At 60.8% G+C, this 26966-nt stretch carries 23 protein-coding genes and 6 pseudogenes; 15 read left to right on the top strand and 14 right to left on the bottom strand.

Annotated elements, in window-relative coordinates:
• Nucleotides 1-683: 683 nt before the first annotated feature.
• A pseudogene (yaaA, locus tag LRS56_21355) lies at nucleotides 684-1462 on the bottom strand (peroxide stress protein YaaA).
• Nucleotides 1463-2426: 964 nt separating this feature from the next.
• Here yaaA and LRS56_21350 point away from each other — a divergent pair.
• The 5 genes and pseudogenes from LRS56_21350 (at nucleotide 2427) to moaE (ending at nucleotide 6597) form a co-directional block, all read left to right on the top strand.
• A complete protein-coding gene (locus LRS56_21350; protein WDU61357.1) occupies nucleotides 2427-3551 on the top strand; it encodes a polysaccharide deacetylase family protein in 1125 nt (374 codons plus the stop codon).
• Nucleotides 3552-3890: 339 nt separating this feature from the next.
• Nucleotides 3891-5285 (top strand): annotated as a pseudogene (locus LRS56_21345) (PhoH family protein).
• 147 nt (nucleotides 5286-5432) lie between these two features.
• The gene (moaC, locus tag LRS56_21340; GenBank protein ID WDU61356.1) at nucleotides 5433-5906 is read left to right on the top strand and encodes a cyclic pyranopterin monophosphate synthase MoaC; all 474 of its coding nucleotides are present in this window, start codon (nucleotides 5433-5435) and stop codon (nucleotides 5904-5906) included.
• Nucleotides 5903-6145 (top strand): molybdopterin converting factor subunit 1, encoded by a 243-nt coding sequence (gene moaD, locus LRS56_21335; protein ID WDU61355.1) that lies wholly within the window; start codon nucleotides 5903-5905, stop codon nucleotides 6143-6145. The genes moaC and moaD overlap by 4 nt, the downstream gene beginning before the upstream one ends.
• A 2-nt stretch (nucleotides 6146-6147) precedes the next feature.
• Nucleotides 6148-6597: a molybdopterin synthase catalytic subunit MoaE gene (moaE, locus tag LRS56_21330; protein WDU61354.1), complete on the top strand. Its 450-nt coding sequence runs from the start codon at nucleotides 6148-6150 to the stop codon at nucleotides 6595-6597.
• A gap of 122 nt (nucleotides 6598-6719) precedes the next feature.
• On the opposite strand, the gene rhlB is transcribed toward moaE, so the two are convergent.
• Nucleotides 6720-8195: an ATP-dependent RNA helicase RhlB gene (rhlB, locus tag LRS56_21325; protein WDU65791.1), complete on the bottom strand. Its 1476-nt coding sequence runs from the start codon at nucleotides 8193-8195 to the stop codon at nucleotides 6720-6722.
• Nucleotides 8196-8291: 96 nt separating this feature from the next.
• A pseudogene (locus LRS56_21320) lies at nucleotides 8292-8947 on the bottom strand (alpha/beta hydrolase).
• Nucleotides 8948-9292: 345 nt separating this feature from the next.
• Between LRS56_21320 and LRS56_21315 the strand changes: the two are divergent.
• The 4 genes and pseudogenes from LRS56_21315 to LRS56_21300 all read left to right on the top strand — a co-directional run bounded on the left by LRS56_21315 (nucleotide 9293) and on the right by LRS56_21300 (nucleotide 13461).
• Nucleotides 9293-10324, top strand: a complete 1032-nt coding sequence (locus LRS56_21315; protein ID WDU61353.1) for an amino acid ABC transporter substrate-binding protein — start codon at nucleotides 9293-9295, stop codon at nucleotides 10322-10324.
• Nucleotides 10325-10396: 72 nt separating this feature from the next.
• Nucleotides 10397-11577, top strand: a pseudogene (locus tag LRS56_21310) (amino acid ABC transporter permease).
• 10 nt (nucleotides 11578-11587) lie between these two features.
• Entirely contained in the window at nucleotides 11588-12685 is a 1098-nt protein-coding gene (locus tag LRS56_21305) for an amino acid ABC transporter permease (GenBank protein ID WDU61352.1), read from the top strand.
• Between the two features lie 11 nt (nucleotides 12686-12696).
• Nucleotides 12697-13461, top strand: a complete 765-nt coding sequence (locus LRS56_21300) for an amino acid ABC transporter ATP-binding protein (GenBank protein WDU61351.1) — start codon at nucleotides 12697-12699, stop codon at nucleotides 13459-13461.
• Between the two features lie 52 nt (nucleotides 13462-13513).
• Here LRS56_21300 and LRS56_21295 read toward each other — a convergent pair whose 3' ends face one another.
• Both LRS56_21295 and LRS56_21290 read right to left on the bottom strand, forming a co-directional pair.
• Nucleotides 13514-14002 (bottom strand): type II toxin-antitoxin system MqsA family antitoxin, encoded by a 489-nt coding sequence (locus LRS56_21295; protein ID WDU61350.1) that lies wholly within the window; start codon nucleotides 14000-14002, stop codon nucleotides 13514-13516.
• Nucleotides 13999-14310: a type II toxin-antitoxin system MqsR family toxin gene (locus LRS56_21290; GenBank protein ID WDU61349.1), complete on the bottom strand. Its 312-nt coding sequence runs from the start codon at nucleotides 14308-14310 to the stop codon at nucleotides 13999-14001. Before LRS56_21290 ends, LRS56_21295 begins: the two co-directional genes overlap by 4 nt.
• 159 nt (nucleotides 14311-14469) lie before the next feature.
• On the opposite strand from LRS56_21290, the gene LRS56_21285 reads away from it, so the two are divergent.
• Both LRS56_21285 and LRS56_21280 read left to right on the top strand, forming a co-directional pair.
• Nucleotides 14470-15129 carry a FadR/GntR family transcriptional regulator gene (locus tag LRS56_21285; GenBank protein ID WDU61348.1) on the top strand — a complete coding sequence of 220 codons (660 nt, stop codon included), beginning with the start codon at nucleotides 14470-14472 and terminating at the stop codon, nucleotides 15127-15129.
• Nucleotides 15119-16384 carry a CynX/NimT family MFS transporter gene (locus tag LRS56_21280; protein ID WDU61347.1) on the top strand — a complete coding sequence of 422 codons (1266 nt, stop codon included), beginning with the start codon at nucleotides 15119-15121 and terminating at the stop codon, nucleotides 16382-16384. The genes LRS56_21285 and LRS56_21280 overlap by 11 nt, the downstream gene beginning before the upstream one ends.
• Here the strand turns inward: LRS56_21280 and LRS56_21275 are convergent.
• The 9 genes and pseudogenes from LRS56_21275 to LRS56_21235 all read right to left on the bottom strand — a co-directional run bounded on the left by LRS56_21275 (nucleotide 16381) and on the right by LRS56_21235 (nucleotide 24078).
• Nucleotides 16381-17031 (bottom strand): DUF1120 domain-containing protein, encoded by a 651-nt coding sequence (locus tag LRS56_21275; GenBank protein ID WDU61346.1) that lies wholly within the window; start codon nucleotides 17029-17031, stop codon nucleotides 16381-16383. The two genes, LRS56_21280 and LRS56_21275, sit on opposite strands and share 4 nt — an antisense overlap.
• A 15-nt stretch (nucleotides 17032-17046) precedes the next feature.
• A pseudogene (locus LRS56_21270) lies at nucleotides 17047-18175 on the bottom strand (DUF1120 domain-containing protein).
• Nucleotides 18176-18186: 11 nt separating this feature from the next.
• Nucleotides 18187-20532, bottom strand: a complete 2346-nt coding sequence (locus tag LRS56_21265; protein ID WDU65790.1) for a fimbria/pilus outer membrane usher protein — start codon at nucleotides 20530-20532, stop codon at nucleotides 18187-18189.
• Nucleotides 20533-20696: 164 nt separating this feature from the next.
• The gene (locus tag LRS56_21260) at nucleotides 20697-21395 is read right to left on the bottom strand and encodes a fimbria/pilus chaperone family protein (protein WDU61345.1); all 699 of its coding nucleotides are present in this window, start codon (nucleotides 21393-21395) and stop codon (nucleotides 20697-20699) included.
• A gap of 28 nt (nucleotides 21396-21423) precedes the next feature.
• Nucleotides 21424-21852 (bottom strand): hypothetical protein, encoded by a 429-nt coding sequence (locus LRS56_21255; GenBank protein ID WDU61344.1) that lies wholly within the window; start codon nucleotides 21850-21852, stop codon nucleotides 21424-21426.
• Nucleotides 21853-21867: 15 nt separating this feature from the next.
• Nucleotides 21868-22050 (bottom strand): hypothetical protein, encoded by a 183-nt coding sequence (locus tag LRS56_21250; protein WDU61343.1) that lies wholly within the window; start codon nucleotides 22048-22050, stop codon nucleotides 21868-21870.
• A gap of 64 nt (nucleotides 22051-22114) precedes the next feature.
• Nucleotides 22115-22742: pseudogene (locus LRS56_21245) on the bottom strand (DUF1120 domain-containing protein).
• Nucleotides 22743-22785: 43 nt separating this feature from the next.
• Complete coding sequence (locus tag LRS56_21240; GenBank protein ID WDU61342.1) at nucleotides 22786-23403, bottom strand: DUF1120 domain-containing protein; 618 nt, start codon at nucleotides 23401-23403, stop codon at nucleotides 22786-22788.
• 45 nt (nucleotides 23404-23448) lie between these two features.
• On the bottom strand, nucleotides 23449-24078 hold the full coding sequence (locus tag LRS56_21235) for a DUF1120 domain-containing protein (GenBank protein ID WDU61341.1): 630 nt from the start codon (nucleotides 24076-24078) through the stop codon (nucleotides 23449-23451).
• 358 nt (nucleotides 24079-24436) lie between these two features.
• On the opposite strand from LRS56_21235, the gene LRS56_21230 reads away from it, so the two are divergent.
• From LRS56_21230 to LRS56_21215, 4 genes are all read left to right on the top strand, one after another.
• The gene (locus LRS56_21230; GenBank protein ID WDU61340.1) at nucleotides 24437-25255 is read left to right on the top strand and encodes a response regulator; all 819 of its coding nucleotides are present in this window, start codon (nucleotides 24437-24439) and stop codon (nucleotides 25253-25255) included.
• Nucleotides 25256-25453: 198 nt separating this feature from the next.
• On the top strand, nucleotides 25454-26089 hold the full coding sequence (locus tag LRS56_21225; protein WDU61339.1) for a response regulator transcription factor: 636 nt from the start codon (nucleotides 25454-25456) through the stop codon (nucleotides 26087-26089).
• A gap of 85 nt (nucleotides 26090-26174) precedes the next feature.
• Nucleotides 26175-26645: a nuclear transport factor 2 family protein gene (locus LRS56_21220; protein WDU61338.1), complete on the top strand. Its 471-nt coding sequence runs from the start codon at nucleotides 26175-26177 to the stop codon at nucleotides 26643-26645.
• A 36-nt stretch (nucleotides 26646-26681) separates the two neighbouring features.
• Complete coding sequence (locus tag LRS56_21215) at nucleotides 26682-26957, top strand: GIY-YIG nuclease family protein (GenBank protein ID WDU61337.1); 276 nt, start codon at nucleotides 26682-26684, stop codon at nucleotides 26955-26957.
• Nucleotides 26958-26966: the final 9 nt, after the last annotated feature.

The following is a 26966-nucleotide window of genomic DNA, read 5'->3' as shown; positions in this document are numbered from 1 at the left end:
CGGGGGGAAGGGCCTGACGCCGGTGCCTTAGAGCCTTGATTGAGGCGGTTAGCCCTTTAATATCAATCTCTTGAGCGTTGGCACCGACACATTTGGGTAAGCGCTGCCTTGGCCTATAGGGGATAGCAATTGATCCTTATCGCCGCCCTCAACTCATATCAGTTGATGATGTTACCCGTGAGTCAAAGTTGATGGGGCAACTTTGCTACTTCCTTGGGTCGTTATGTAAGTCATCTCTTACAGGAGCAGAGAATTTCGTTACCGGTGGTATGAGCGGCGCTTTAGGGTGAAGTTCCTGGCCGCTCATCCTGTTTCCGGAAATTTCTTGAAATATTAGGAAAGATGGCACTGGTATTATTCTGATAGCACTTGCTATTTGGGCCAGTAGTTATAGGGAGTTGGTGCGCAGGTATAGTTTTGTGCCACTAGTGTTTTAAAAAAGTGGTGCCACTACGAAAAAAAATCGGAAATGTCGAGTGAAAGAATTGTTAGAAATGCGCGAGGGTATTTTTTGACGCCAAAATAATGACGATTCTAGGATTGGAATGCAGGCAAAAGTGTGGGAGCGGGCTTGCTCGCGAAAGCTATCTATCAGTAACGGATGCGCTGACTGATACGCCGCTTTCGCGAGCAAGCCCGCTCTCACAATTGATCTTTAGCGTCTGTGAAGGCGGAGCAGGGCCTTATTCCGGTGCGTGATCGCGCAAGAACACCAGGTTGTCCGGTTTGGACTGCTCCGCATTGAAGCGGTAACCCTGCACGTCGAACTGCTTGAGCTTGGCCGGATCGTTGATGCGTTCTTCAATCACGAAGCGGCTCATCATGCCCCGCGCCTTCTTGGCGTAGAAGCTGATGATCTTGTATTGGCCGTTTTTCAGGTCCTTGAATTCGGTGTTGATGATCCGCGCGTTCAGGGCTGTGCGCTTGACCGCCGAGAAGTATTCGTTGGATGCCAGGTTGAGCAATACGTCGTCACCTTGTTCGGCCAGGGCTTCGTTCAGCCACTCGCTGATGCGGGTGCCCCAGAAGGCGTACAGGTCCTTGCCACGGGCGTTGGCCAGTTTGGTGCCCATCTCCAGGCGGTACGGCATCATCAGGTCCAGGGGCGCAGCAGGCCGTACAGGCCCGAGAGCATGCGCAGGTGGTCCTGGGCGTAGCTGAAATCGGCGTCGCTGAAGGTTTCGGCGTTGAGGCCGGTGTAGACGTCGCCCTTGAATGCCAGGAGTGCCTGTTTGGCATTGGCCGGGGTGAAGGCTGGGGTCCAGCTGCCGAAGCGGGCGGCATTGAGGCCGCCGATCTTGTCGGAGACGTGCATTAAATCGCTGATTTGCGCTGGGCTTAGTTCGCGTAATTGTTCGATCAGCTCTTGGGAGTGGTCGAGGTATTGCGGCTGGGTGAAGCGCGGGGTGACCGGGTTTGACTCGAAATCGAGGGTTTTGGCGGGGGAAATCACCATCAGCATGAGGTTGGCTCCTGTAATCGTGGGGGGATTCTAGGGGGTTGGGCGGTTTGACTCCACCTATGATGGTGATAGGGGTTGGTACATATCCGTTTTTTTGGTGATGGCTGATATTGGTTCCGCTCTTACAGCGGGTCACTTTTGGAAGGACCCAAAAGTAACCAAAAGGTCCTCGCCCCATCACTCGGCACCTCGCTCTGGCTCGGTGTGCCCTCACTCCGGCTTGAATCCGTGGGCCGCCGCGATGGGCCATCCATGGCCCAGCGCGGCTAACCCGGCGTCCTGCCGGGTTGCCCACGGATTCAAGCCTGCGTTCGGCCATCGTGATTGACGGGGCGTCTCAGATCACAATCAAAAGCCCTAGATCAAAAGATCGCTGACTTCGTCAGCGGTAAGGATGTAAGGGCCAGATCAAAAACAAAGCAAAGCAAAGCGAGGCGGCCTGGCAGCCGACCTGAGCATTGAAGCTTTCCTCGGTTCAAATGTGGGAGCTGGCTTGCCTGCGATGGCATCAACCCGGTTTGCCTGAGAGACCGAGTTGTCTGCATCGCAGGCAAGCCTGCTCCCACAGAAAAGCCAATCCACTGTGTTCCCGCTCTTGATCTACACCACTCAGGTCGGCTACCAGGCCGCCGTGCTCTGCTTTTGACTTTGATCTGAGGCGCCCCATTAACCACGCTGGCCGCACGCGGGCTTGAATCCGTGGGTAACCCGGCAGGACGCCGGGTTAGCCGCGCTGGGCCAAGGATGGCCCATCGCGGCGGCCCACGGATTCAAGTCTGCGTGCGGGCACACCGAGCCGGAGGCGAGGTGCCGAGTGGTGGGGCAAGAGCCTTTTGGTTACTTTTGGGCTCTTTTCAAAAGTGACCCGCCGTAAGGGCGGAACCATAGGCGGCCGTTACCGCAGTAACGGATATCCCCCGATCTATCAGCTATAGTGCCCGACGAATGGAAACGGAGACCCCGCGTGCGAATTGCGCTTTTATTATCAGCCTGCCTGCTATGCCTGAACACCCACGCAGCCCCCGTGGACATAGCCAGCCTGGACCGCGGCACTTGGCCCGAAAAACTCAGCAGCCCCGCGCTGTTCGACGTCGCCTCACGCGCAGAAATCCTGATGTTCGCCCACAGCCTGCTGGCCAGCGAAAACCAGGACGAGGCCGCACTCAAACAGCGCCTGGGCTTGAAAATCATCAATCAGGCGTCCATCGACGACCTGCGCCGCCAGCTCTGGCAACGCCTGTTGGAGAACTACACCTTCGCCCAGCAAAGCTGTGAGGAGGACGCCTCCTTCTGCTACCTGGTGGAAAACATGGACGACCTGCGCGAGCAGGCCGGCAAGTTCGAGGTCAGCGACGACTCTTTCTATATAGGCTGGGCCGGCCCGAGCCACAGTTTCCACGAACGCTACCTGGACGAGTTGCTGCGCAAAGCCGCGCTGTTCCCGCAAATCAGCAGCGAAGTCGCACGGTTTGGCGACCACGAACGCAATGGCGACGAGCTCAATGACCGCCTGTTCCTGCTGACCTTCGACGGCGGCCCTGCACCGGTCAGCGGCAATACCGACTGGCTCACTGACTACCTGCGCAAGCAGAAGATGAACGCAACGTTCTTTGCCCTCGGCAGCAGCTTGCAAACCCGCGTGGAGCGCAGTTCGGTTGCGGATGTGCAGGCGCTCTACCAGGGCCAGTGCGTGGGCACCCAAGGTTGGCAGTATCGCTCCCACAGCCATTGGGTGGACTGGCAAAGCTCGATTACCCGCAGCGCCTCGCTCGCGCAAAACCTGATGCCGGAAAACTATGTACCGCTGTTCCGGCCGCCCTACGGCCAGCGTCGCGCAGACAGCCAGGGGTTTTTCCAGTCCCAGGGCTTGCAGGTGGCGTTATGGGACATCGACTCCCAGGACGAACCGGGCCAACTCAAGGCCGACGAGTCGGCGCAGCGGGTGCTGACGCTGATGCTGCTGTGGCGCAAAGGGGTGATTGTGTTTCACGACACCCAGGACAAGGCGCGGGTGGCATTACCGCTGTTGTTACAGGCAACGGCGCAGAGCGGCTTGGGTTGGCAGGACTGTCGGGAGGCATTTCGCTGAAGTGCCCGGCCCTGTTGGGGATGCGGCATTTTTGGGGTGGTTTTTTGCGATATTTCGATGCAGGCGGACTTCCGACTTTAACGGGGTACCTGGCACTCGGCTAGTGCTATTCGTCATCCTGAAAAATAAACTTCAAAAAAGCGTCAAAGTGCTTTTTCCTGTCATGGGTTTTGCGGTATTACGAAGTCAGATCGCCGAAACCTGCAACACAGGTGGCGTCTTCCAAGACTCCTCATGTGGGCAATGCACTTGACGTCACTCAGGTGCATTCGGTGGTCGAATCGAGGCGCAGCACTGTTGTGGTATTGCGTCGACTGGCTCCCACAAAGGTGACCGAGTATGGATGATCATGGACGTAACCCTTCTTCCGACCAGCCAATCCTTTATGTGCTTGATACCAATGTACTGATCCACGATCCGAACGCCCTGCTTAACTTCGAAGAACACCACGTCGCCATCCCGATGATCGTGCTTGAGGAGCTCGACAAACTCAAAAGCGGGCACCACAGCGTTGCCGCCGAATGCCGTCAGGCCATCCGTCTGATCGACAAGACCCTGGGTGAAGCCTCACCCGAGGACGTTGAAGTCGGTGTGCCGATCCAGCGTGGCAAAAGCGGGCCCAAGGGCTTGCTGTCGATTCTGATGAGCAAGCGCAGCGAGCCCAACAGCCTGCTGCCGGAGAATCTGAACGACAACAAAATCATCAACCAATTGATCGACCTGCACGCACGCGACAAGGACCTGCGCCTGGTGCTGGTGACCAAAGACATCAATATGCGCCTCAAGGCACGAGCGTGTGGGATCGCTGCCGAGGACTACAGTACCGACCAACTGGTCGACGACGTGTCGATGCTGTCGCGTGGTTATCACACGGTAACCGGCTCGTTCTGGGGACCTGGTCAGCAAGGTTGAAACCCGTCAGGACCACGGCCGCACCTGGCACCAGGTACAGCTGATCGACAACCTGCCGGCTGTGCACATCAACGAGTTCATCATCGACGAACAAGGGTTTGTGGGCTGGATCAAAGAGATCCAGGTCGACAAGCTGCTGATCCTCGACCTGCATCAGGAGCCCCTGTTGCACCAGGAAGCCTGGGGCCTGAAACCGCGTGATATCTACCAGAGCCTGGCGCTGTATGCGCTGCTCGACCCGGACATCCACCTGGTCAACCTGACCGGTGCTGCAGGCTCGGGTAAAACCATCCTCGCCCTGGCTGCCGCCATCGAGCAGACCATGGTGACCAAGCGCTATCGCCGTATCATCGCGACCCGCAGCGTGCAGGGCCTTGACCAGGAAATCGGCTTCCTGCCCGGCACTGAAGCGGAAAAAATGGAGCCGTGGCTGGGGGCGATCACCGACAACCTCGAAGCCTTGCACATGGATGACGAAAACACCCATGGCAGCGTCGATTACATCCTCAGCAAAGTGCCGTTGCAGTTCAAATCCCTCAACTACATCCGAGGTCGCAGCTTCCAGCAAAGCCTGATTTTGATCGATGAATGCCAGAACCTCACGCCGCACCAGATGAAAACCATCATCACCCGTGCCGGCGCCGGTTCCAAAGTGGTGTGCCTGGGCAACCTGGCACAGATCGACACCCCTTACCTGTCCGCGACCAGCTCCGGGCTGACTTACCTGACGGAACGCTTCAAGGATTTCCCGAACGGCGTGCATATCGCGCTGCAAGGGTTCCTCGCTCGATTCTGGCTGAATACGCCGAATCTCACCTGTAAACGCGGTCAATGTGGGAGCTGGCTTGCCTGCGATAGCATCACCTCGGTCTACCTGAACCACCGAGGTGCCTGCATCGCAGGCAAGCCAGCTCCCACATTTGTTTGGCGTTGGGTTTACAATCGATGCTCCTGATCAGGAGTATCCCTGTGCTGACTCATCTCGATTCCCAAGGTCGCGCCCATATGGTCGACGTCACCGACAAAGCCGTGACGTTCCGTGAGGCGGTGGCCGAAGCGCGGGTGCGCATGCTGCCCGAGACCTTGAAAATGATTGTCGACGGCGCCCATCCCAAGGGCGACGTGTTTGCCGTGGCCCGCATTGCCGGGATCCAGGCCGCCAAAAAAACCAGTGATTTGATCCCCCTTTGCCACCCGTTGATGCTTACCGGGGTCAAGGTCGAACTGCGCGCCGATGGCGTAGACGCGGTGCATATCCTGGCGCGTTGCAAACTCAGTGGCCAGACCGGCGTCGAGATGGAAGCGCTGACGGCGGCCAGTGTTGCCGCGCTGACGATTTATGACATGTGCAAGGCCGTGGACCGTGGCATGACCATCGAAAGTATTCGCCTGCTGGAGAAGCTCGGCGGCAAAAGCGGGCATTTCAAGGCGGATGAACAATGAGCATCAACGTACTGTTTTTTGCGCGCTACGCCGAAGCGACAGGCTTCGATTCGCTGGAGATGGAAGGTGATTTCGCCACGGTCGATGCCGTGCGCCTGGCGCTGGCCGGTGACCCGGAGTTTGCAGTGCTCAACGAAAGCAGCCTGATGTGCGCGCGCAATGAGGAACTATGCGGCCTTGATGAGCCTGTGCAGGCGGGTGATGAAGTGGCGTTTTTTCCACCTGTGACCGGAGGCTGAGCATGGCCATTCGCGTACAGGCCGAGGCGTTTGACCCAGGCTTTGAAGTCAACGCGATGCACGCGGCGAATGTCGGCGTGGGTGCGGTGGTGAGTTTTGTCGGCTACGTGCGCGATTTCAATGATGGCCTGGACGTGTCGGGGATGTTCCTGGAGCACTACCCCGGCATGACCGAAAAGGCCTTGGCCAAGATTGCCGTGGAAGCCGAACAGCGCTGGCCGCTGCTAAAGCTGGAAGTGCTGCACCGTATCGGCGCGCTGGAGCCGGGTGAGCCGATCGTGTTTGTGGCCGCCGCCAGCGCCCATCGCCAGGCCGCGTTCGATGCCTGTGCGTTTGTGATGGACTACCTGAAAACCCGCGCGCCGTTCTGGAAGAAAGAAAACACCCCTGAGGGTGCACGCTGGGTGGAAGGGCGGCACAGCGACCAAGCCGCCGCCGACCGCTGGAAGTAAACAGCCGAACGCAAATACACATGTGGGAGCTGGCTTGCCTGCGCTAGCCTCACCACGGTGTGACTGATTCACCGAGGTGTCTGCATCGCAGGCAAGCCAGCTCCCACATTTTTTAGCGCGTTTCAGGCTTGAGGGCGTTTACGCTCTACCGCTCGCAGCAAGTGCGTCGGCGGCGTCTCGCAGCTGATCTTGCGCCCCAGCAGCGTCTCGATCGACGGCAGCTGATACGAGTCATCCTCGCCCGCGAAGCTGATCGACACACCGGCCGCGCCCGCACGACCGGTACGGCCGATCCGGTGCACGTAGTCGTCCGGCACTTCCGGGAGGGTGAAGTTGATCACGTGGCTGATGCCATCAATGTGAATCCCGCGCCCGGCCACGTCGGTGGCCACCAGCACGCGAATCTTGCCTTCGCGGAAGCCTTCCAGGGTCTTGATGCGCTTGTGCTGCGGCACATCACCCGACAGTTGCGCGGCGTTGACGCCATCACGTACCAGGCGTTCTTCGATGCGGCGCACTTCGTCCTTGCGGTTGGCGAACACCATCACCCGCTCCCAACCGTTGTCGTTGACCAGGTTGTAGAGCAACTTGTACTTGTCGGCACCGGCCACCGCGTAGATGTGTTGTTCGACGTTTTCGCTGGCGACGTTCAGCGCCTCGATCTCGACGATGGACGGGTCGGTGGTCCACTGCTTGGCGAGGTTCATCACGTCTTCGGTGAAGGTCGCGGAGAACAGCAGGGTCTGGCGCTCGGCTTTCGGCGGAGTCTGGCGAATGATCTGGCGCACTTGCGGGATAAAACCCATGTCGAGCATGCGGTCGGCTTCATCCAGCACCATCACTTCGACCATGTCCAGGTGCACGTCGCCGCGCTGGTTGAAGTCGAGCAGGCGGCCCGGGGTGGCAACCAGGATGTCGCAGTGGCGCGCTTCGAGGTGCTTGAGCTGCTTGTCGAAGTCCATGCCGCCCACGAACGTCATGACGTTGAGGCCGGTGTACTTGGTCAGGTCGGCGGCGTCCTTGGCGATCTGCACCACCAGCTCGCGGGTCGGCGCGATGATCAGCGCGCGCGGTTCACCCATGTAGCGCTCTTTGGGCGGCGGCGTCTGCAGCAGTTGGGTGATGATCGAGATCAGGAACGCGGCGGTCTTGCCGGTGCCGGTCTGGGCACGGCCAATGGCGTCTTTGCCCGCCAGGGTAAAGCCCAGCACCTGCGCCTGGATCGGCGTGCAATACGGGAAACCCAGGTCCTGGATGGCGTGCATCAGTTCCGGGGCGAGTTTGAAATCGTGGAAGCGGGTCTTGCCTTCCTGGGGTTCGACGACGAAATCTTCGAGTTTCCAGGGGATCACGGGCGGTTTTGGCGCACGTTCGCGGCGTGGGGCTTTCGGCGCAGGAGCAGGCACGGCCTCAGCGGGTTTTGCCGGTTCTGGCGCTGTCACCGTTGGCTTCTTCGGCTGGGCGACAGGTGCGGTCCGGCCGGGCTGTTTACCGTCGTTGCGGCTGCCGGCAGTCGGGACAGGAGCACTGGGAACAGGCGCGAGCGGCTCAGCCTCGCTTTTGCCGAACATCTTCTTAAGTGCTTTGAGCACGGTGATCTCATTAATTGGTTAAGGAATGTACGCCGGCCAGTGTAATGCAAGAAACGGGCGCGGCGTAGTGCGTCTGTCATACGGCTACATAAACGCCGGTTTTCAGCCCAGTCGAGCCGTCAGCCAGGCGCCTATATCGTGTATCTCCTGGGGTAACACTTCGTGGCCCATTGGGTATTCCTGCCATGTCACGGTGACACCACGGCTCTTCAGATGCTCATAGGCGCTGCGGCCCATGGCGTTCTGCACCACGTCGTCGTACTGACCGTGCAAGCACAGGGTCGGAATGCGCTGCTGGCTGGCCGACAATTCCAGTTCGTCACTGAAGGTGGGCGCGTAGGTCGAGAGGGCAATCACCCCCCCAACGGGCCTTGCCAGTTAAGGAACGCAGTGTGGAAGACCACGGCGCCGCCCTGGGAAAAACCGGCCAGGAAAATCCGCGAGGCGTCTATTCCGGTCCTTTTTTGCGCTTCGATCAAATCCGTGACCATCTTGGCCGACACTTCCAGCTCTTCCAGGCTGATCGAGCGGGCCGGGCTCATGGCCTTGATGTCGTACCAACTGGGCATCTCGTAACCGCCATTGACGGTCACCGGGCGGGTCGGCGCCTGGGGCAACACAAAGCGGGTGGACAGCAAGGTTTCCTGCAGTGCTTCGGCCACCGGCAAAAAGTCGTAGCGATCGGCACCCAGGCCATGCAACCAGATTACGCAGGCGTCTGCGGGCTTGGCGGGCTGAAGAATCAAGGGTTCGGTCATGTCTGCTCCATAAATGTGCGTGCGCTCCGATTGGGTGCGTCGGAACGGTGCGCGACAGGTTGATCTGTTAAGAGAATGTCGCAAGGTTGAATCTTTTTCTATTGACCATGGGCTGAAACGACTCAGCGACCACTCTGGTACGGGGCTTGCTATGTGTAGGTCGATGTCAGAACTATCTTAGGACGGTAACACTATCAGTGACTGCCGTTTGTGGGATAGCAACTGGAATTACTGCGACAGTCTCATGCTGCTTGACCCCAAAAAAAGCCAACACGGGTCAATATCGCCTCATAAGGGTGCGCTGAGGTTCGAGCTCCGACACAACAAGAGCAACTGGAGGTTTGAATGAAGGTATTGAAATCCACCCTGGCCATCGTTTGCGCGGCGGCAGTACTGGGTGTCAGCGGTTTCGCCCAAGCCGGCGCCACCCTGGATGCCGTACAGAAGAAAGGCTTTGTGCAATGTGGCGTGAGTGACGGTCTGCCGGGTTTCTCGGTGCCGGATGCCAGCGGCAAGATCCTGGGGATCGATGCTGACGTTTGCCGCGCCGTGGCCGCTGCCGTTTTCGGCGACGCAACCAAGGTCAAATTCAGCCAGTTGAACGCCAAGGAGCGTTTCACCGCGCTGCAGTCCGGCGAAGTCGATATCCTCTCGCGTAACACCACCATGACCAGCTCCCGCGATGCGGGCATGGGCCTGAAATTCCCAGGCTTCATCACTTACTACGATGGCATCGGCTTCCTGGTAAACAACAAGCTGGGCGTTAAAAGTGCCAAGGAACTGGACGGTGCAACCATCTGCATCCAGGCCGGTACCACCACTGAGCTGAACGTTTCCGACTACTTCCGTGGCAACAACCTGAAGTACACCCCGATCACTTTCGACACCTCCGATGAAAGCGCCAAGTCGCTGGAGTCCGGGCGTTGCGACGTGCTGACCTCCGACAAGTCGCAACTGTTCGCCCAGCGCAGCAAGCTGGCCGCGCCGAAGGACTACGTGGTTCTGCCGGAAACCATTTCCAAAGAACCGTTGGGCCCGGTCGTGCGTAATGGCGACGACGAGTGGCTGGCGATCGTGCGCTGGGTTGGCTACGCCATGCTCAACGCTGAAGAAGCCGGTATCACCTCCAAAAACGTCGAAGCTGAAGCCAAGTCCACCAAAAACCCGGACGTAGCCCGTCTGCTGGGTGCTGATGGCGAATACGGCAAAGACCTGAAAGTGAAGAAAGATTGGGTCGTACAAATCGTCAAGCAAGTCGGTAACTACGGTGAAGTGTTCGAGCGCAACCTGGGCAAGAGCACCCCGCTGGAAATCGACCGTGGCCTGAACGCGCTGTGGAACGCCGGCGGCATTCAATACGCACCACCTGTGCGCTGATCGCTGATGGTTCTGTCACCCGGTGGGCCAACCGCCGGGTGATGTTCTGTTCCATTATTTCCGGGGCACTTCATGCAAAATCAAATCGGCGCACCAAAGCAGAAGCTCAGCTTCAGCGATCCCAAAGTGCGTGCGTGGCTCTTCCAGATCATCACGATTGTGGCGGTGATCTCGCTGGGCTGGTACCTCTTCAACAATACCCAGACCAACCTTCAACACCGGGGCATTACCTCGGGTTTCGACTTTCTTGAGCGCAGTGCCGGCTTCGGCATCGCGCAGCACCTGATCGACTACACCGAATCGGACAGCTATGCCCGGGTGTTTGTGATCGGCTTGCTCAACACCTTGCTGGTGACGTTTATCGGCGTGATCCTGGCGACGCTGCTCGGGTTCATCATTGGCGTGGCGCGGCTGTCGCCGAACTGGATGATCAGCAAGCTGGCGACCGTGTATGTGGAAGTGTTCCGCAACATTCCGCCGTTGCTGCAGATCCTGTTCTGGTATTTCGCGGTGTTCCTGACCATGCCCGGGCCGCGTAACAGCCATAACTTCGGCGATACCTTCTTTGTCAGCAGCCGTGGCCTGAACATGCCGGCAGCGCTTGCCGCTGACGGTTTCTGGCCGTTTGTGGTCAGCGTGGTCGTCGCTATCGTGGCAATCGTGCTGATGGCCCGTTGGGCCAACAAGCGCTTTGAAGCCACCGGTGTTCCGTTCCATAAGTTCTGGGCGGGCCTGGCGCTGTTCATTCTGATCCCGGCGTTGTGCGCCTTGATCTTTGGCGCGCCGCTGCACTGGGAAATGCCCAAGCTGCAAGGCTTCAACTTTGTTGGCGGCTGGGTATTGATCCCTGAACTGCTGGCGTTGACGCTGGCGCTTACCGTGTACACGGCCGCGTTTATCGCCGAGATCGTGCGTTCGGGCATCAAGTCCGTGAGCCACGGCCAGACCGAGGCTGCGCGCTCCTGGGCCTGCGCCCCGGGCCGACGCTGCGCAAGGTCATCATCCCGCAAGCCCTGCGGGTGATCATTCCGCCGTTGACCAGCCAATACCTGAACCTGGCGAAAAACTCGTCGTTGGCCGCCGGTATCGGTTACCCGGAAATGGTTTCGCTGTTTGCCGGCACGGTGCTCAACCAGACCGGCCAGGCCATCGAAGTCATTGCCATCACCATGAGCGTGTACCTGGCGATCAGCATCAGCATTTCCCTGCTGATGAACTGGTACAACAAGCGCATTGCGCTGATCGAGCGGTGAGGAAACGCCCATGAGTTCTCATACTTTCAAACCTGACATGCCGCCGCCGAACAAAGTGTTCGGGCCGATGGCATGGATGCGTGCCAACCTGTTTTCCAGTTGGCTCAACACGTTGCTGACGTTGCTGGCGTTCTACCTGGTCTACCTGGTGGTGCCGCCGATCCTGCACTGGGCCATCCTCGATGCGAACTGGGTCGGCACGACTCGCGCCGATTGCACCAAAGAGGGCGCCTGCTGGGTGTTTATCCAACAGCGCTTCGGGCAGTTCATGTACGGCTACTACCCCGGCGACCTGCGCTGGCGCGTGGACCTGACCGTGTGGCTGGCCATCGTTGGCGTGGCGCCGTTGTTCATCTCGCGCTTCAAGCGCAAGGCGATCTACGGCCTGAGCTTCCTGGTGCTGTACCCGATCATTGCGTTCTGCCTGCTGCACGGCGGCGTGTTCGGCCTGACCAACGTGGCGACCAGCCAATGGGGCGGCCTGATGCTGACCCTGGTGATCGCCACCGTCGGCATCGCCGGCGCCTTGCCGTTGGGCATCCTGCTGGCCTTGGGGCGGCGTTCGAACATGCCGGCGATTCGAGTGGTCTGCGTGACCTTTATCGAGTTCTGGCGCGGCGTGCCGTTGATCACCGTACTGTTCATGTCGTCGGTGATGTTGCCGTTGTTCCTGCCTGAAGGCATGGGCATCGACAAGCTGCTGCGCGCATTGATCGGCGTGATCCTGTTCCAGTCGGCCTACGTGGCGGAAGTGGTGCGCGGTGGTCTGCAGGCGATTCCCAAAGGTCAGTACGAAGCGGCTGCAGCGATGGGCCTGGGTTACTGGCGCAGCATGGGCCTGGTGATTCTGCCGCAAGCGCTGAAGCTGGTGATCCCGGGCATCGTCAACACGTTTATTGCGCTGTTCAAGGACACCAGCCTGGTGATCATCATTGGTTTGTTCGACCTGCTCAACAGCGTCAAGCAAGCCGCCGCCGACCCTAAATGGTTGGGCATGGCCACCGAAGGCTACGTGTTCGCCGCCCTGGTGTTCTGGATTTTCTGTTTTGGTATGTCGCGCTACTCCATTCATTTGGAACGCAAGCTCGACACAGGCCACAAGCGTTAGGAGTTGATGTTATGAGCGAAGCGATCAAACAGCCTGTGAGCCCTGAAGGCATTATCCAGATGCAGGGCGTCAACAAGTGGTACGGCCAGTTCCACGTGTTGAAAGACATCAACCTCAACGTCAAGCAGGGCGAGCGTATCGTGCTGTGCGGCCCGTCGGGTTCGGGCAAGTCCACCACTATCCGCTGCCTCAACCGTCTGGAAGAGCACCAGCAGGGCCGCATCGTGGTCGATGGTGTTGAGCTGACCAACGACCTCAAGCAGATCGAAGCGATCCGCCGTGAAGTCGGCATGGTGTTCCAGCACTTCAACCTGTTCCCGCACCTGACCATCCTGCAAAACTGCACGCTGGCGCCGATGTGGGTACGCAAGATGCCCAAGCGCAAGGCCGAAGAAATCGCCATGCATTATCTTGAGCGTGTGCGTATTCCGGAGCAGGCCCACAAGTTTCCGGGGCAACTGTCCGGCGGCCAGCAACAGCGCGTGGCGATTGCCCGTGCGCTGTGCATGAAACCGAAAATCATGCTGTTCGACGAGCCGACCTCGGCGCTGGACCCGGAAATGGTCAAGGAAGTACTCGACACCATGATCGGCCTGGCCGAAGACGGCATGACCATGTTGTGCGTGACCCACGAAATGGGCTTTGCGCGCACCGTGGCCAACCGCGTGATCTTCATGGACAAGGGCGAAATCGTGGAGCAGGCAGCGCCGAATGACTTCTTCGACAACCCGCAAAATGACCGGACCAAGTTGTTCTTGAGCCAGATTCTGCATTGATCGATGTTTGAAACGATAAACCCGGCCTGGTGCCGGGTTTATTTTTGCCTGTCTACGAGGCTTTCAGGGCTTCTTGCGTTTCATTGTGGGTGGTGTAGGTGAAGGCGTTACGCAGGTCTGCACCTTCGGCCAGTTCTTTGGCGTCGGTGAGCAAGTGGGGGTGACGATCCAGTAGACGCAGCAACACCATCAACGGTTTGGGCGGCGTTATTTCGCCGCGTTCGTAGCGTGAGAATGCGTTGTGCCCGCCACCGGAGAGCAATTGCACGGTTTCTTTTTGCGTGAGGTGCAGCTTGCGGCGGATACGCTTGAGTTCGGCACCCATCATCCCTCGGGCGGCGTGGAGCAGATCATCACTTGCCTTGGCATGGCGCTCGCAGCTGTCGGGGTCATACATGGCGTCCTCGCACACCTGGCATTCCCATCCCGAAAGATCATCAACGCGCCGCTCCATACCTTTTATACGCAGGGTTTCGCTGCGGCCTTCAAAGCGTGTCATGGCGTCGGGGGCGCCACAGATACAGCACTGTTGCGTTTTCATAGGTTCATCCCTTTGAAGGAGATCACCGGTGGGTTACTACCTGAGCAGTAAGTGACCTTGATGTAAATCTCCAGACCGTGTGAATGGATGTGGTAGACGTCATGCCAGACCCGGTGATCGGCATGAGTGGTCATCGACTTGTACAACATCCTTTTTTGCAGCTTGAAAACGACCGCTTGCATTTCAGCGAGATCAAGGTCGAGAGCCTCTGCGGTTTTCTTCGCCGCCCGTGTGAAAGCCCGCGCACCAAGCCGTCGCACATCCGCCTTTATCACCGCCAAATCGTAATGAGGTGTGTACTTTTCCATAAGACACCTGAGTCCAATAATTACCCTCTAAGGGTAATTTTACCAATCGAAAATTCAGTTCCTTTGCCTGCCTAAGAACCCTAGTGCCTTGCCCTTGTAGGCAACTCCGAATAGCCTGTGGGAAAATTCATCCTATGATTGGACGAAAGTGGAAAATCCATGACAGACATCGCCCCCCTGATCAAACGCTCTCTGGTCGATCAGGCCCTGGAGCAGTTGCGCTGGCGTATTACCGAAGGCAAATGGGCCGTTGGTGAGCGCCTGCCCACCGAGCCCGAGCTGTGCGCTGAGCTGGGCATCAGCCGCAATACCGTGCGCGAGGCCATGCGGGTGCTGGCGTTCTCGGGGTTGATCGAAATCCGCCAGGGCGACGGCAGCTACCTGCGCTCCATGACCGACCCGCTGGGGGCGATGCGCGCGTTGTCGCATTGCTCCCTGGAGCAGGCGCAGGAAACCCGGCAGATCCTCGAAGTGGAGGCGATCGGCCTGGCAGCGCTGCGCCGTACCGAGGAAGACCTCAAAGGTTTGCACGAAGCCCTCAACGCCAGCGCCGAGCTTTACCACGGTGACCTGGAGGCCTATATCAGCGCCGACCTGGTGTTCCACAAACGCCTGGTGGATGCCGCACGCAACCCGGCATTGAGCGAGCTGTATCAATATTTCTCAGCCATCGTCGCCGCCCAGTTGCGTCAGACCCTGAACCTCTCACCACGCCGACAAGCCGTGTTCGACCTGCATGTCTCCCTGCTCGACGCCGTGGAACACCAGGACCCGGAACGCGCCAAATCCCTCTGCCGGCAATTGATCAATGAACCTTGAAGCCAAACGCACCACCGAACTCGAAGAACTGCTGATCGACGCCGAAGCCGACGACGACGTGGTGCAACACAGCCATCCGGTGGTAAACCGCCCCTGGCTGTTGCTGCTGGGCCTGATCCTGGTGGCGTTGAACCTGCGCCCGGCGCTGTCGAGCATGTCGCCGTTGTTGGCCGACGTTTCCAGCAGCCTGGGGTTGTCGGCGGCCAAGGCCGGTTTGCTGACCACGTTGCCGGTGCTGTGCCTGGGCCTGTTCGCCCCCACGGCGCCGCTCCTGGCCCGACGTTTCGGCGCCGAGCGGGTGGTGCTGGGGATTCTGCTGACCCTGGCCGCCGGCATCATCCTGCGCAGCTCGTTCGGTGAAGTGGGCTTGTTCGCCGGCAGCCTGGTCGCCGGCGCGAGTATCGGCATCATCGGCGTATTGCTGCCGGGCATCGTCAAGCGCGACTTCGCCAAACAGGCGGGCGCCATGACCGGCGTGTACACCATGGCCCTGTGCCTGGGCGCGGCGCTGGCGGCAGGGGCTACGGTGCCGTTGAGTCATCACTTTGGTGACAGCTGGGCCATCGGCCTGGGCTTCTGGATCCTGCCGGCGCTGCTCGCGGCATTGTTCTGGTTACCGCAAGTCGGTCAGAAGCACGGCGCGCACCAGGTGGCTTACCGGGTTAGGGGCTTGTTGCGTGACCCGTTGGCCTGGCAGGTCACCTTGTACATGGGCCTGCAATCGTCCCTGGCGTATATCGTGTTCGGCTGGCTGCCGTCGATCCTGATCGGGCGTGGCCTGAGTGCCACCGAAGCCGGATTGGCGCTGTCCGGTTCGATCATCGTGCAGTTGTTCAGTTCGTTGGCCGCGCCGTGGCTGGCCACCCGTGGCAAAGACCAGCGCCTGGCGATTGTGGTGGTGATGGTGCTGACCCTCGGCGGCCTGTTCGGTTGCCTGTACGCGCCGCTGGACGGGTTGTGGGGCTGGGCCATTCTGCTCGGCCTGGGGCAGGGCGGTACCTTCAGCCTGGCGCTGACCTTGATTGTGCTGCGCTCGCGCGATTCCCATGTGGCAGCCAACCTGTCGAGCATGGCCCAGGGCATCGGCTACACGCTGGCGTCCATGGGCCCGTTCGCGGTCGGCCTGGTGCATGACTGGACCGGCGGTTGGGGCGCAATCGGCTGGATCTTCGCGGTGATCGGCCTGGGCGCGATCATCGCGGGGTTGGGCGCGGGGCGTGCGCGGTATGTGGCCGTAACCAGCGAGAAGGTTTAGAGATACAACACTTCCATGGTGCTGGAACCATCGATATGCACATCGCTGCGCAGGTCCAGGTTCTTGGTCGCCACGATGATTGTGTCGACTCTGATCGTGCTGCTCAGGCTCTGGATCGCCGTTGGCCCGCTGGTGCTGCCGGCGGTGTCGGTGAAGCCCAGAAAGCTGCGTGAGCCGATGTCGATAGGGTTGCTGTTGGCGGTGCGCCAGGCGATGCCGCCGGAGGTGGACTCGGTGCCGTAGACCTGCGGCAAGGCATCGATCACTGTCTGTTTGGGGTCGAAGGTCAGTGAAAACAGGCCGATCTTGTTGCCGCTCGGGTCCAGCCCCAGCCCGTAGTAGATTTCGCTGTTGACGTTGGCAGTCCCGTCGCGGTTGTCACCCATGCGCAGGGCGTACCGGCTCGGGGCCTCGCAGTTGATGGTCACGCTGAGGTAGCGCACCGGCAGGCGTGTGCCGCGATCGGCGTTCAAGTCCTGTTGGGATATCTTTCCGTAGTCGATCAGCCCGCTGCTCGACAGCGTAGGGGTGCAGGCGCTGGGGGTGAGCAGGCCGGTGAGGGTGAGGTCGGTGCTGGACGCCGCCATGGCGCCGGCGCTGAGGCCCAGCAGGGTAAACGTTGCGAGGGAAAGCTTTCGTAGGTTCATGACCATACTCCTTGATCAGAGGTAGATGATTTCAATCGTGCCCGAACCATCGAGCACGACGTCCGTGCGCAGATCCAGGCTGTTCATGGGGGACAGAACCGCGCGTACGCTGATCTGCCCGCTCAGGTTCTGGATCGCCGTGGGGCCAGCATGGCTGCCGGGTGTTGCGGTGAAGCCCAGCAGGCTGTTGCTGCCGATGGGAATGGGGTAGGCGCTGGAACTGCTCCAGGCCACGCCGCCGGTGGTGGAGTCGGTGCGATACACCTGGGGCAGGGCGTCGGCGCGCAGGTCGAAGGGGTCGAAATACAGGAAGTAGCGGCCGATTTTATTGCGGCTGTCGTCCACTCCCAGGCCGTAGGCGGTCTCGTCGATGCCGCCGGTGGTCGAGCCTTTGCGGTTGTCTTGCATGCGCAAGGCAAAGTGGGTCGGGCCGTCGCAGCCGATGTTCAGCCTCAGGTTGCGCGAAGCGAGGCCGGTTTCCTTGTCGGCGTTCAGGCTCTTGGCCCACATGCGGCCAAAATCGACAATCCCGCCGTTGGACAGGGTCGCCTCGCAGGCCGCCGGGGCGAAGCCGGCCTGCAACGACAACTCGCGGGCGCGGCCGGTGGCGACGGCGTCGATCAGCCCGGTGGCCTCCCAGGTCACCGCGTCGCGCACTTGCGTGGCGTCGGCCTGGGCCCAGGCGTTCACGAGCAACTGCGCGGAAAAGCTGCTGCCGGTGGTTGGCAGGCCGTCGCGCAAGGGCACGATGGCGTGGTCGGCGCGCCAGTCGAGCGTCTTGCCGCGTGCAGTGGGTGCCTGGCCTGGCCCGGTGATCAGGCCCAGCTCCACGGCCTGGCCGTCGAGTACCGCGTCGCTGATTTGCACGCGGTAACTGCCTCGCTCGGTAAAACGGTAACGCTCAGTGGCGGCGGCCAAGGCCCGATAGAACATATGCAGGTCGGTGGGCGTCGGGCAGTTCAGGTTCAGGCTCAGGCGGCGCTCCCCCCAGGAGGATTTCAGCGCTGGGGTTGCGTTGCACGGCGCGGTTCATCACGCCGAAATCCAGGCGCGCCTGGCTCAGGTTGAGCTGGCAGTCATCGGCGTGCGCCTGGCCTTGGGCGGTGGCGGCCAGGGCCAATCCCAACAGCAATAATCGTTTCATCAGAGGGGTCCTCATGGCTTCACACAGCGCGCCGGGGCGGTTTCGAAATACACCTGCGGGTCGGCTTTTTCTGCGAGGTCGACCTGCAGTTCACAGCGGCTCATGCCCTCTGCCTTGACCCACAGGCGGCGTGGGTCCAGCACATTCGGCAGGAACACCTGGCTGCCTTCCTGCACCAGGGTCACGAACTCGCCCTCGGCGGTGCTGACGGTGGCGCCACGGGGCAGCGGCGTGCCGTGGTCGGTGGTCACCGTGAGCAAGGCGCGACGGGTCAGGGCCACGCCGAATTCCACGCGGTCTACCGCACCACGCCCGGCAGTGATCACCGCCAGGCCGTTGCTGATATCGGCATTGCGCGGCAGCGACTGGGTTTGCACCTCGACTGCACTGCGCCCGTAGGCGGACACCTGCGGCACGACGGCCTGGCCCTGGCCATCGGTCCACACCGGGCCGCTTGGCGTGGTGAGCTTGACCCCGGGCATATCGCCCACGGACACCAGGGCGAAGGTGTCGCGCACCGGGTAGGGTGAGAACGTCACCCCACTGCTGTGCGCCACCACCGCCCCGCGTGCGCCGCCCTGGTAGCTGGAGCGCTCGGCGTCCGAGCGGCTGTAGTTGAGGTCCAGTTGTGCGTAACGCGGCAAGTAGGACACCCCCAGCGTGGACTCCACTTGCTGGTCGCGGCTGTCGTGCTCGGCGCTGACCCGGTAACTGAGTTGATCATTGACCTGTTCGTTTATGCCCACGCCGATACGGTGCTCGCCACCGGAATTACGCACCCAGGCCCGGCCGCGGCGGTTTTCGCCGAGCGGGACGCTGAGGTTCAGGTACACCGCGTTCTCGTCATTTTGGCGGCCGCTGACCTGCCACTCGGCGCTGGCCGACAGCGACACGCCGCGCACGCTGGTGCCCCATGACGCCAGGGCGCGGCTGCTGTTTTCGCCGTTGAACGTGGTGGTGCGCGACAGCCCGGCGTTGAACGCGCCAAGCCACGGATGGGCCCAGCCCAGCGACAGGCTCTGCTGGTCGCGGTAGCGGGTGCGCCGGCCATCGTCGTCGCGCGAATCGTAGTAGGCGGCGTCTTCCAGCTCCCGGTAGCCCAGGGTGCGGTGCGACGCGCCGGCTGTGATCGACCATTGCTGTCCCAGGCGTTGCGACAGTGTCAGGTCGGTTTGCACCCCGCGCTCCCGCTGGCGCTGGGCATCGGCAATCTGGGTCGACAGTTGCACCTGGCCGTCGGGCCACGGCAGCAGGCCCAGGCTGGCGCCCGTGGCGCGGTAATCCTCAGCGAGCAGCCCACCGGCCCCCACGCTCAGGCGAGGGTTCAACGCACCGCTCCAGCCGGCACTGACCACCCACGGGTCGTCACCGCGGGTATTGCCGATATTGCGCACCCGCCCGGCCCCCACCGAGTAACCCGCTGCCGGCAGGCCAATGCCGAGCATGGCGGCCGGCACGGTGAAACGCCGTTCTTCGCCGCTGCTTTCCTTGACGATGACTTCGACGTCGGCGCGGGTGTTCAGGCGCCGCACGTCGGTCAGCGAGAACGGCCCGGCAGGCACCACGGTGGAGTGAATCAGCGCGCCGTTCTGGCGCACTTCAACCTGGGCCGGGCTGTTGGCGATGCCGTTGATAGTCGAGCCTTGTTCCTGATCCTGCAGCGCCTGTTCAGTGAACACCTGCATGCCGGTGATCTGGGCCGATGCCAGCACCGGGTTGTAGAGGCTGATCTGCCCGGCCTGCAACACCGCTTGCTGCTCGGCGAACGTGCGCTGGGCATAGGCTTCCAGGTGCGTGGTGCGCGAGCGGGAATCCTGCCAGGTCTGCACCTGGCGGCTGCGTACGATCCAGTCGCCGGCGTTGAAGCCCACCTCGGTATTGGCCGAGCCGAAGCGGCTGGAGTCGTCGCCATAACGGTTATACAAACCGGTCACGTCGTAGTTGAGCAGGCCGGCGAAGCCACCGGTTTCATAGCCGGACAGCTCGCGTTGACGCGGGCGCAACGCATCGGTGGGCACCACCAGTCTGATGCTCAGGCTGGCGGGGTCTTGCTCCACCACGGTTTGTGGGTATTCGCCGAGGAAGTCATGGCAGCCGCCGCCACCCAGCGATGGCGGTATCACCAGGTCGGCGGCGTCCAGCAGCGGCCGGTCGAAGCACAGCGCGCCCTGGCTGTCGAACTGTGCATCAATGCGGCCACGGCGCTGGCCGTTGACCGTCAGGCTCACGGCATGGCGCCCGTTGGTATAGCGCGGTGCGTCGAGCAACAGGTAGGCCAGCTCCGGGTCGATTCCGCGCTGGTGCAGGGTTTGCGCGTCGAAGGCGTCGGCCCAGGACTCGGCCGACAGCAGGGCCATGGTCAGTGGCAGCACGGCCTTGAGCAGGACGGGGCGCGCAGGGTAGTCGGGCACGGCTTCGCCGGCCGGGTCAGTGGTTACTGTGTTCACGTAAGGCACTCAAGTTATGGAAGTCAGCAACGGTTGGCTGGCTTCCCGGTGACAGTCACAGGGCTGTCACTTCGTTATTCAGCGTTTGCTGCGGTTATCGGTGCTTCGTAGGCGGCGACGGCGAAGCCGTAGACGGTGGCCGGTTGCAGACGTACGGCCGTGCCGGTGTGGGGGGTGCTGAGCCGCAAGGTTTCACCGGGAAGCACGTAGGTACGCGGCAGCACCAGGCCATGCTTGCCGGGCAGCAGTTGCAGCTCCTGAGCCAGACGCACCACGTAAGGCGTGGGGTTGGCGATGTTCAGATGGCCGTCGTTGAGCGACCAGGTGAGCCCGGTCCAGGGCGTGCGATTCGGTGCCAGGCCCTTGGGGTGAATAATCACGGGCAGGTTCTGTCGCACGGTCACGCCGACCCGTGCGTGACCGGCCTGCTGGGCATCGCGGTCCTTGGGCATGCCTTCGAAGATCACCCGCTTCAGGCGCTGGGTTTGCAGGGGCGTACGGTTCTGCAGAATGAACCGCACCAGTTGGCTTTTGTCTGCCTCGACCCGGGCCAGGGGCGGGGTGACAAACAGCAAGGACTCGCTGTCCTCCGGGATGTTTTCGAGGGTGACGTGCAGCAGCGCCAGCTTGCCGTCGGTGTTGGTGACCGACACCGAGGCTTCGCCATCGGCCTCGTTGACGATCACCACCGAGGTGTCGGGCACCATGCCGTCGGCGTACACCTGGGTGCTCAGCAGCCAGCCCAGGGCCAGCAAGGTTGGATAGGTCTTCATGACGCAGCTCCTAAAATGATCACAGGGCTTAGAGGTAACGCAGGTCCAGCACCAATGAACCGTCGAGGGGCACGTCCTGCTTGAGAGTCAGGCGGTTCGCCGGGTTGATGATGGTCTGCGCGCGAATCCGGGTGGTCAGGGTAACGATGGGTTCGGGCAGTGGTCGGCCGGGGCGGGCAAAGCCCATCAGGGTCCTGGGGTGGATGGCCGGTTGCGGTGACCAGAAGCCGCCCTGGGTTTTTGACGCCAGTGACTGCATGGTCTGGCCGTCCCCTTGCGTCGCTTCAAACGCCAGCCCGACATAGCCAAGGTATTCCGTGGGCGCGTTGGGGTTTTTCCCTAAACCATAGGTAGTGTCCGGTGCTGCGGACGAATCCTCCCGACTGTCCACGCCGATCAGTGCAAACAGCATCGGGCCGCTGCAGATGACTTCCACCTCAAGCCATTGGCTGGGCAATGGGGTGGGCGCTTCCTAGTTCAGGGTATGGGCGGGGATGGTGCCGTGGTCGATCACTCCGCTGCCGGACAATGCGATGGTGCAAGAGCTGGGGGTGACCAGGCCCGAAAGGGTCATGTCAGTCGCGCTGCGGGCAAACACGTTAGAGCCGGTGTTGAGCAATAACAGCGCCGCGCACAGGCGTAGGGTTCTGTTCATCATTCGGTCTTCAATGTGTTTGGTGCAAATAAGGCGCCTCGCCGCGAACGGCGAGGCTACGGTTTTACAGGTACTTCACTTCGAACGTGGCCGAGCCGTCGATGGGGTGTTCGTCGCTCAGGTCCAGGCTGTCGGCGCGGGCGATACGCCCGTAGACCAGCATATCGGTGGTCATTTGTTGAATGGGTACTGGCGACCAGATACCTGCGGATCGAGTGCCGAATGCCCCCAGTGAGCTGGGCGCCAGTGCCGCATCGCCCGAGTCGAACCAGGTCGCGCCGTTATCCATCGACTCCAGCACGGTGACGGCCACGGAGTCGGCAACCGCGTTCATCAGGGCTACGTCATAGCTACCAAGTTTTTGCCCGCCATTGATCAGTCCCAGCCCGTAGGTGCCTGAAGCGTTAGACCCCGCGCGGTTATCACTGCCTTTGACCGCGAACAGCGTGCTCCCCCTCGCAACTGATGCTCAATTGCAACGTCGCGAGCGGTAGAGGTGTGGGGGTGGTGAGGTTCAAATCCTTGGCGGAAATCTTGCCGTAGTCGACCACTCCGGCGCCGGACAGGCTAGGGGTGCAGGCATTCGGGGTGATGATGCCTTTGACAGTCAGGTCGACGGTTGACGCCGCCAGGGCAGAGGCGCTGCTGCTGAGCAGCAGCGCGGTGGCCAGGGCATTGAGCGTAAGTTTCATGGGGCACACGTTTCCTTTCGAGTGGGGCCGGTTGAAATAGGGCTTACAGGTACTTCATTTGTACGGTGGCGTAGCCGTCCAGCGGCACCTCTTCCAGTACGGTCAGCCGGTCGGAGGCATCGATCATGGTGTAAAGGCGTAGATCGGCAGTGAAGTGCGTTACCGCGATGGGCGAGCTGCCGCTGGTCGCAGGGATAATCGCTGTCAGCAGGTTGTGGCCGAGGAACACTGACGGTATCCAGGTGGCCCCGCCATCGCTGGAAGTGGCGGTGCGTACGGCAACGCCGTCGGCCATCTTGTTGTAGAGGCCAAATCCCACGCTGCCGAGTTTCTCGTTGCCGGGGGTCAAGCCCAGGCCGTGCCAGTTCGAGTTGACCGCTGCAGTACCGGCCCGGTTATCAATGGTGCTCAGCGCCAGGAAGGTGGGCGCTTCACACAGGATTTCCAGCTGCAGGGTCTGCGGTGTCAGCGAGGTCGGCCGGTCTGCACTGAGCTCCTTGGCCGTCATCTTTCCGTAATCCACCACACCTCCGCCGGAGATTGAAGGGGCACAGGCATTGGGCGTGATGGTGCCGATAACGGCGAAGTCGGCGCTGCTGTCGGCCAGCACGGAGGGGGCCAGCAGTACAGCGGCGAGAAAAACAGCGGGTGAGGAATTCATGGGTGAACGGCACCTTTGGTTGCAGAGTCGATGGCGTATGAGCGGTTACAGGTAGAGCACTTCGAGCGTGGCGGAACCGTCGATAGTGACTTCGTTGCTCAGGTCCAGGCCGTCGGTGCGGTTGATGAAGCCGCTGTAATTGACCTCGGTGACCAGCTCCTGGGTGGGGCGAGGCGAGCTGACATCTGCCAGGGTGGCTACGGAGAGCATGAGGCCGTGTTCGAAGGAGCTGTATCTCTCCCAGGTAGTGCCGTTGTCGAAGGAGGCGATCGACTGCACGACTTCGCCATCGGCCACTGGAGGGTTAGTGGCTGAGCCCAGGTCCAAGGTGTAGAAACCGAGTTTCTGCGTGCCATTGATAAACCCCAGGCCGAAGCTGCTGCCTGACCCCGAGCCCAGACGGTTATCCGTCGCTTTGATAGCGAAGAGTACGGGCGCATCGCAGGTCACGGTCATTTGCAGGCTGACGGCCGGCAATGGCGTAATCCGGTCGGTGTTGAGGTCCTTGGCCGACATCTTGCCGTGGTCGATGACCCCGCCGCTGGACAGGCCAGGGGTGCAGGCATTCGGGGTGATGATGCCCTTGACGGTCAGGTCCACGGTGCTGGCGGCAAACGCAGGGGCGGTGCCTGTGATCAGCAGGGCGCTGGCGAGGGCGATAAGGTGCTTGTTCATGGTGTCTCTTCTCAGTGTTGGGGATGACTGCCGGGTGCGCGTCACCGCAGCGCAAGTAAGGCGCGGTCAGGCGTTGGGACAGTTCGGATAGTTGGCCGCCAGGTGAGTTGGCGGGTTGCCCTTTTGGGTAGGGCGCAATTTAGCGGCGGGGCAGGGGTGGGGAAATACAAAAAATACGACAAACCGTCGGTGTCGGAATCAGGTTTTTTCTGTGTAGGAAAACTTGTATTTTCGTAGTTGTTGTATCGATATAGGTGCATTCGTATGGGTAGCTTCTGACGCTATCGAGTTCTTTTTGAGTTGGTTGAATGTGGCCGTCAAAAGAACCCCCATCGTCTGTATCGATATCGAGGTGGCCATGAGCCCAAGGGGTCCTGCTGGTCATGGTCCGGCGTCGCACGCATCGCCTTGGGGCAGCCCGCCTGCCCACTGGTGCAACCTGAGCGTACTGGTCGCCGATGACCACGCTACCTATGGCGCATTGATGGGCTGGTTCCTGCACAAGTTCGGTCTGGACCACGAGGTGGTCAGCGACGGGCAGAGGGCAGTGATCGCCAGTGAGCTGCGGCATTTCGACCTGGTGATCAGCGATTGCCGGATGCCGGTGATGGATGGTTATGCCATGGCTCGGCAGATGCGCCTTCGTGAGCAAGTCGAGGACCGCCGGCGCGTCCCGATCATCGCCTTGACCGCCCACTTGACGCCCGATGACCTGCAGCGTGGCCTTGAGGCCGGCATGGACGCCTGGCTGCTCAAGCCTTTGTCGGCCCAACGCCTGCGTGAAGTACTGGAGCATTGGCTGCCTGGCCCGTCAGGCCGCGCCGCTGGCCCGTCTGCACTGGTGGTGCAGGCACGTTGGCCTACCCGTGCTCAACTGATCGAGACCTTCGGCGATGAGCAGGTAGTGAACCTGATGCTGCATAGCCTCCTGCATGAGGCCAATAAAGACTATGCCGGCCTGCTTCATGCCTATAGCTCCCTGGACCGACAAGCCACCCTCGACCACCTGCACCGTTTGTTGGGCAGCCTGGCGTTCCTCGCGGGTACAGAGCCAGAGCCGCGCACGGGGCGCTTGATCGAGGGCGTGCGTAAACATGGCATCGTCCTCAACCAGCGGGCGCTGCAACAATTCGAGCAGCAAGTGATTATCTATCTGCGGTATTTGACGGATCTATGACACTTCCCCGGGATTTGTAGGACGCAATACCTTGATTTGAGATTTTGCTTTGTAAGTTATTTCTTTTTATTTTGTAGGTATAAATTCAAACACTTAAAAACATGGGGCTCAGTGAAAATCAGTCTCGGTGGCTCGGTTGTTGGTCACGATGGATGGCGCTATTTTTCTTGAACAATTTGCCATCATTCGTGGTTTTCTATGCTTCGCGTAATTATTGCTGACGATCACCCCATTGTTCGTATCGGACAGCGGGTGGTGATCGAGGCGAGCGGCAAGTGCAAGGTGGTGGGGGAGGCCGATGGGCCTGATGCGTTGCTCGAGGTGTTGGGCAGCACGCCCTGCGATTTACTGGTGACGGATTTCACCATGCCCGGTGGGCAGCAGGCCGACGGCTACGTACTGCTGGGGTTGCTGCGGCGCCAGTACCCTGATTTGCCGGTGATTCTGGTGACGATGTTCGCCAATATCGCCACGTTGCGCGCCTCCTTTGCCTTGGGCGCACGGGCGATCATAGCCAAGAGCGCCTCGTCCAAGGAATTGCCGTTGGCCATCAAGGCGGTCAGCCAGGGCAAGACGTTTGTCAGTGAGGTTTTGCGCGTGCAGATGGTCGAGGCGGGGACCGGCGATCAGTCCCAGCAGCCGCAATTGTCGGGCAAGGAGCGCGAAGTGGTGCGCATGCTTGCCAGCGGCATGACCGTGAGCGAGATTGCGGCCCAGCTCAATCGCAGCATTTCCACCATCAGCAAGCAGAAAAGCACGGCCATGAGCCGGCTGTGCATTTCCACGGATGTGGACTTGTTCGCCTATGCTCGCAGTTGCGGGATGGTGCCTTAGGTATTCCTGTGATTAATCCCGATAGTGTTCCGGCGCACTGAGGATTATCGTATCCGGCCTCCCACCCCTTTTGCGGAAACCTCCCATGAGCGACGCCCATAACGCCCTGATCACCGAGTTCTACAGTGCTTTCCAGCGCCTGGACGCCGAAGCCATGGCGGCCTGCTACACCGAGGATGTGCTGTTCAGTGACCCGGCGTTCGGCGAACTGCGTGGGCGTGACGCCGGTGATATGTGGCGCATGTTGACCACCCGGGCCAAGGATTTTTCCCTGACCTTCGACCATGTGCGCAGCGATGACACCACCGGCAGTGCGCATTGGGTGGCGACCTACCTGTTCAGCGCGACCGGCAATACGGTGGTCAACGATATCGGCGCACGGTTTGTGTTTCGCGACGGCAAAATCTGCGAACACCACGATCACTTCGACCTGTGGCGCTGGTCCCGCCAGGCGTTGGGCCTCAAGGGGCTGTTGCTGGGCTGGTCGCCGGCGCTGAAAAACGCCGTACGCGCCCAGGCGCGCAAAGGCTTGAAGGCATTCCAGGCGAGTCGTTGATAAGCTTGACACTCCTCTGGTGTATTGAATCTGCCCGTGACTAATCCCGCTGAACCCAAACCCTGGTTCGTCTACCTGGTACGCGCCGCCAACGGCGCATTGTATTGCGGCATCAGCAATGACCCGGTGCGCCGTTTTGCCGCTCACCAGAGCGGCAAGGGCGCGCGGTTTTTCCTGTCCAGCCCGGCGGTGGCGCTGGTGTACACCGAGCAATGCGCGAGCAAAGGCGAGGCGCTGCGCCAGGAGCGCCTGATCAAAAAACTGAAGAAAAGCGCCAAGGAATGCCTGGCGGCGAGCGGCTCATTGATTTGACTGATGGGT

It is taken from the genome of Pseudomonas poae (genome assembly GCA_028869255.1).
GTDB classification, from domain to species: Bacteria; Pseudomonadota; Gammaproteobacteria; order Pseudomonadales; family Pseudomonadaceae; genus Aquipseudomonas; species Aquipseudomonas poae_C.
This window is presented reverse-complemented; position numbering and strand designations above follow the sequence as displayed.